This is a genomic window from Streptomyces sp. NPDC048419 (genome assembly GCF_043200415.1).
Classification (GTDB): domain Bacteria; phylum Actinomycetota; class Actinomycetes; order Streptomycetales; family Streptomycetaceae; genus Streptomyces.
This window is the reverse complement of the sequence record NZ_JBICXT010000087.1, coordinates 1-5,838: the sequence shown is the minus strand read 5'-3', so window position 1 is coordinate 5,838 and position 5,838 is coordinate 1. Positions and strand designations below refer to the sequence as shown.

Sequence of the window (5,838 nt, the reverse complement as noted above, 5' to 3'; positions counted from 1 at the left end):
GCGTTGGCGGTCAAGGGTGGGGATGGCTTTGGCGGTTGACGTCATGCGGTGTGGGCTGCACCGTGACCTGCGGAAGATGCGCAGGACTTCAGGCGGGCGACACCGCGCCCGACCGGTGCAGGTGCCGTGGCCAGCGCCCGGTTGACGGTCTTCTCGGCGAGGGTGAGTTCCTGCAGGGGCCTGCGTTTGATGCCGGTACTCACTCAGGGACGCCGTTCTGGTAGGCGAGCTCCGCCAGGACGGGGACGTCCTGGCGCTCGCGGATGCGGACGATCCGGTGGGTGCGGGCAGCGGGCGGGTCGTGAGCCCGGCCCGGCAATGAGGGGGAGAGCCTCAGCAACCGGCCACCCGGATCGGTGACCACCTGCACGTTCATCCCGTGGCGGCGGAACTCGTGTGAGCAGTCGGTCCGCCCGTCGCCGACACGTAGCCACAAGCCCGCTAGACCAGCCGCTGGAAAACGGCCCTCATCTCCTTCGACGGCCGACTCAGCGCAGCACGTACCCGACACAGTCACACCGGTTGATAGGACAGTCCTGCTGGAGGCGACGTTGAGCTGGTGAGAGCACACTGGAGGAGCGACGACTGGGGGCGACTGCTGGAGCGCCGGGAGGAAGGCAAAGGCCGGAGGTGGTGAAGCATCGGGCGCACGGTGACGGTCGCTTCGCCATTCTTGAGGTGTGCTCGGCGTGCGAAGACTTGGCTTTTTCGGCATCGGGCTGGGGTGGGTGCAGGCGCTATGGAGATGCTGACGGTCGGCGCCGGCCAGGGTGGGCAGTCCGTTCCTGCCCGTCGTGTACAAGGCGGGCGGGCAGTGCGCGCGGGCTGCGGTGATGTCCGGCGCCGATGCGGACTCGGCGTCGAGGAATGGTCTTGATGAGATGGAAGCTGGTCGAGTGGATGCGAGTTGGGGGTTGTGGGAACGGGAGGGAGAGTGTGCTGCGCTGGCGGGGGCGGTGGGGGATGGGGGTCGGCGGGGTCTTGGTGGTGGAGGGGCCAGCCGGGATCGGGAAGACTCGATTGCTGAGGGAGGCACGAGTACTGGCGTCGGGAGCCGGTTTGAAAGTGCTGTCGGCGCGGGGGACGACGCTGGAGCGGGGATTCGCGTTCGGCGTGGTACGGCAGCTGTTCGAGCCTGTGTTGACATCGGCCGATAAGGCTGAGCGGGAGGCCCTGTGGGAAGGGCCGGCCGGGCAGGCCCGTCAGGTGTTCGGGCACGTCGATCCGTCAGCGCCTTCGGTGGGCGACTTCGCGGTGCTGCACGGGCTGTTCTGGTTGGCGGCGAACGCGAGCCAGAGCCGTCCGGTCCTGCTGCTCGTGGACGATCTGCAGTGGTGTGATGTGCCGTCGCTGCGCTTCCTGGCGTATCTGAGGCCGCGGGTCGCGGACCTGCCGCTACTGGTGGTGGCCGGGCTGCGCAGTGGCGAGCCTGTCGCGGATGCGTCGTTGCTGTTGCAGCTCACGGCGGATCCGACGGTGCAAGTGCTGCGGCCGGCACCGCTGAGCAGGCATGTGGCCAGGCAGCTCTTGGAGCGGGCATTGCCGGCAGGCATGGACTTGGAGGTGGCCGAGGCCTGCCACCGTGTGACCGGGGGCAATCCACTGCTGCTGCAGGAACTGGCGCGCACCGCCGCGGCGGAAGGGTTTCCCGCGGGTGGAGCCGGACTCCAGCAGCTGGAGGATCTGGCGGTGGAGGCGGTTGGGGGTCTGGTGGCCGCCAGAATGGCCCGCCTGCCCGCAGCGACGCTGGAGGTGGCCCGGGCAGCCGCCGTGCTGGGAGACGGAGCCCCGCTGCGGACCACCGCTGCGCTGGCGGGGCAGGAGCCGACCGCGGCATTGGAAGCGGCCACCGCGCTGGAAGAGCTGGACGTGCTGCACCTCGACCAGGACCCCGACGGCGCGTACCGGCTCGGATTCGTCCACCCGCTGGTCCGCACCGCTGTGTATCGCGGGATCAGCCCGACCAACCGTGCACGCGCCCACCGCCACACGGCGGACCTGCTCACCGCCTCGGGCACGGACCCCGAACGGGTCGCTGCCCACCTGCTTCGGGTCCCCCCATCCGGCGACCAGAAGAGCGTCGCCCTGCTACGCGCGGCCGCCGGCCAGGCAATCGCACGCGGCGCCCCGGGCAACGCCTACACCTATCTGAACCGTGCGCTCCACGAGCCGCCCGCCTCCCAGGACCGCCTGCAGGTGCTGACGGGAGCCGGGGAATCCGCTCTTCTAGTGAATTACGAGACTGCAGCGGAACATTTGCAACACGCTTTGCAGGAAACCGACGCCCCGGCTCAGCGGGCGCGTATTTCGGCTCGGCTGGGCATGGCATACATGTACCTCATGCAGGGGGACCGTGCCATGGGGGTCTGGTCTCGGGCGCTGGCTCAGCTTCCTGCAGAGGCGGTGGATCAGCGATACCGGCTGGAAGCAGAGCAACTCATGGCGGCGGCTTTCGTCGTGCCGGGCCACCAGAACGTCCTACGGCGCGAGGCGGAACTGCGCAAACGCATGCAGGGCGACAGCAGCGTCGGCGTCATGCTGCTCGACTGTGCGGTTGCGCTGCGCGGCCTCGCTGTCGGGGACCCGTCTGCCATACTCTTCGCACGTCACGCACTTTCCACAGATACGCTCATCCGGCAGGCGGCAGGTAATGCCAGTATCATGGGCGGCTGGTATGTGCTGCTCTGTGCCGACGATGATCTGGCCATGGCCAGCACGCTCGCCGCTGTTCAGCAGGCCCACCGCGATGGCTCTCTCTATGCCCTCGGTCCGGCATATACTTTTCACGGTTACGGCTGGCTGCTGAGGGGACAACTCGCTGAGGCGGAACACGATCTGCGGGAGGCGGTCTCGGTCGCCGATCTCATCGGGGCCGAAATCGCCCGGTATTACCCCTATGTTTTCCTGGCCATGAGCTTGGCTGAGCAGGGGCGGCTGGAGGAGGCCGAGCGCATCCTGGCGACCGTGGGAGCCGCCGCAGACTCACGCCCTTCGGGTCCTGCGTATTTCGCTTTGGCCGCGCTCGCCCGGATACAGGCCGCCCAGGGCAACCCTGAGGCTGCCTTGAAAACCGCCCTGGCCGCCCGCGATGTCTGCCGAACGTATGACATTCGTAACCCCGCGCTGGTCGGCTGGCGTACCGAGGCGGCCCTTGCCCTGTATGCGCTCGACCGTTCCCGCGAAGCCCTGGAGATCGCCACCGAGGACCTTGCTCTGGCCCGCCGGTGGGGCGCGCCGCGGGCTCTGGGGCGGGCTCTTCGCGTCAACGGCCTCCTCGCCGGCCGCGGCGACGGGCTCGACCTGCTCCACCAGGCCGTCACTGTCCTGGAAGCCTCGCCCGCCCGTCTCGAGCACGCCACCGCCCTCACCGACTACGGCGCCGCCCTGCGCCGAGCCGGAAACCGGGTCCAGGCCCGCCCCTTCCTACGCCAGGGCCTGGACCTTGCTACCCGCTGTGGCGCCCGCCCGTTGGCAGACCGTGCGGGTACCGAGCTCACCGCTGCCGGAGGCCGTCCCCGCACCACAGTCCTCACCGGCCCCGACGCCCTCACCCCTAGCGAACGCCGCGTCGCCGAACTCGCCGCCCAGGGCCACACCAACAAGCAGATCGCCCAGCAGCTCTTCGTCACCCCCAAAACTGTCGAAGTTCATCTCTCCGCCGCATACCGAAAACTCGACATAACCACCCGCAGTCAACTCCTCGACAAACTGCCACACCAGCTGTAGATCGCGTCGCGCGATACCCAGCACCGCACGGCATGCATCCCTGCGGACGGCCATGTCTGTGACGACCATCGGCTTCGGAAGTTGGCGGCCAACAGCACGGCCCCCTCTCAACGTAGGTCGAGCCAGGCATACTGGATGGTTCATTGAGTCGACGGCGGAGAAGGAGCAGGGTCCACGGTGGCCAGCACCAATGACCACGGGACCCCGGATCCGCAGGTGGAACTCCGTTCGACGGGGCGCCGGTACTCGGTGGCATACAAGGCGAGGATCCTGGCCGAGTACGAAGGGCTCGACAAGCAGAGCAAGGGCGCCTTGCTGCGGCGCGAGGGTCTGTACTCGTCACTGATCACGAATTGGCGCCACCAGCGGGACAGGGGCACCGAAGCGGCGCTGGCGGCCCCGACGGGCCGGCCGAAAACAGATCCGCGAGAGACAAGGGGACCGTCCGGCACTCAAGGCCGAAAAGGCCCCGGATCGTCGAGCGGGTGGCTACCGGAGCGGCAACGGCATTTTGAGTAGCAATTGCTCGGCTGAGTAATGATTACTCGGCTGGAAATCGCCAATATGAGGCAGGGTCTAGATCCAGCCTTCAGCAGGCAGAAGGCTGTATCGAGATCTCAAGGTGCATCCTCATGTCTGAAACCACGACAGTATTTGAGGAGCGCGAGGACGTGTGCGCCAAGTCAGCTGCCGCCCTCGCTCTACCACAACGAGGCCCTGATCGAAGCCTGAGTCTGGTAGTGGATCGAGGGCGGGGGACGCACCGTAAGGTAGTCACTGTGATCCTGCCGGTCCGCATCGGCTGGTTGTCGGATCGGATAGTCATCCGGTTCACGGGCGTTAGGCAACGACCTGGCTATCCTGCCGAACTTCGTCACCGAAGTGCGCACCTCCGCCAAGACGCTGCCGGTATCTCCGGCATACAGCTGAGCTTCGCCGACAAGGGGTCCTGCACCACACCTCGGTGTGCTGCGGGCAGTCGATCGGTCACCGCCACGGGCGAATACAACGCCATCGCCAACGGCGAGGACGACTTGGCCCTGTCAACGGGCGCCACCAGGCCAGCCCGGCTCGGCCCTCACTGCTGGCAGCCAGCCCAGCCCGATCCAGACCTTCGGCCGGGCGAGGCCCGCTAGGCAACCTCGACCGCCACCTCCGGCAACGGCAAGGACCAGATCTTCGTCAAGGGCGAGATAACCCGAACCGTATCGAAGATCGTCGAGACCCTGATCGGAGGAAACTTCCAACTCGCCGAGCAACCGGGCCGAGACGGCCGGACGCCACCACCGATACCGGCTGGCTCACCGTGAAACCATGGCCCAGGAAAGCGAAGAAGCCATGACCCTGCTGGAAACGATCTCGGGCCCCGGAGACCTCAAACGCCTGCCCGCTTGCCGACTCCCCCGGCTGGCCGAAGAGATCCGGACCTTCCTAGTCGAGGCGGTCTGCCGTACCGGCGGGCACCTCGGCCCGAACCTGGGCGTGGTCGAGCTGACCATCGCTCTGCACCGGGTCTTCGATTCGCCGCGCGACCGCCTCCTCTTCGACACCGGGCACCAGTCCTACGTCCACAAGTTGCTCACCGGCCGCCAGGACTTCACCCGACTGCGGATGAGGGGCGGCTTGTCCGGCTACCCCTCGCGGGAGGAGTCCGAGCACGACCTGATCGCCAACTCCCATGCCTCCACCGGTCTGAGCTGGGCAGACGGCCTAGCCAAGGCTGGCAGGCTACTCTCTCGCACCGGCCATGTGGTGGCCGTCATCGGTGACGGCGCGCTCACCGGCGGCATGGCCTGGGAGGCGCTCAACAACATCGCCGACGCCAAGGACCTGCCGGTCGTCATCGTCGTCAACGACAACGAGCGCTCCTACTCCCCGACCATCGGCGGCATGGCCAATCACCTCGCCACCCTGCGCACCACCCAGAGTTACGAGCGCTTCCTGTCCTGGGACAAGGACACCTTCCAGCGCACCCCGGTGGTCGGCCAGGCGATGTCCGATTCCCTGCACGGCGCTAAGAAGTCATCTCATTTGGTTCGGTAGGCTGTCGGTCGTGGTTTCGATCGTTGAGCGGCTGGTGCCGGATGAGTTGTGGGAGCTGTTCCAGCGGGT

Annotated in this window: 1 protein-coding gene and 3 pseudogenes; 3 read left to right on the top strand and 1 reads right to left on the bottom strand. The window is 67.2% G+C overall.

The annotated features are described in order from the left end of the window. Positions 1-427 (bottom strand): annotated as a pseudogene (locus tag ACGFYN_RS47645) (transposase family protein); the annotation flags it as partial. A 419-nt stretch (positions 428-846) separates the two neighbouring features. On the opposite strand from ACGFYN_RS47645, the gene ACGFYN_RS47640 reads away from it, so the two are divergent. From ACGFYN_RS47640 to ACGFYN_RS47630, 3 genes and pseudogenes are all read left to right on the top strand, one after another. Continuing rightward, positions 847-3,726, top strand: a complete 2,880-nt coding sequence (locus tag ACGFYN_RS47640) for a LuxR C-terminal-related transcriptional regulator (RefSeq protein WP_393872215.1) — start codon at positions 847-849, stop codon at positions 3,724-3,726. 1,118 nt (positions 3,727-4,844) lie between these two features. Continuing rightward, a pseudogene (locus ACGFYN_RS47635) lies at positions 4,845-5,036 on the top strand (4-hydroxy-3-methylbut-2-en-1-yl diphosphate synthase); the annotation flags it as partial. A gap of 28 nt (positions 5,037-5,064) precedes the next feature. Continuing rightward, a pseudogene (locus ACGFYN_RS47630) lies at positions 5,065-5,748 on the top strand (1-deoxy-D-xylulose-5-phosphate synthase N-terminal domain-containing protein); the annotation flags it as partial. Between the last annotated feature and the right edge of the window lie 90 nt (positions 5,749-5,838).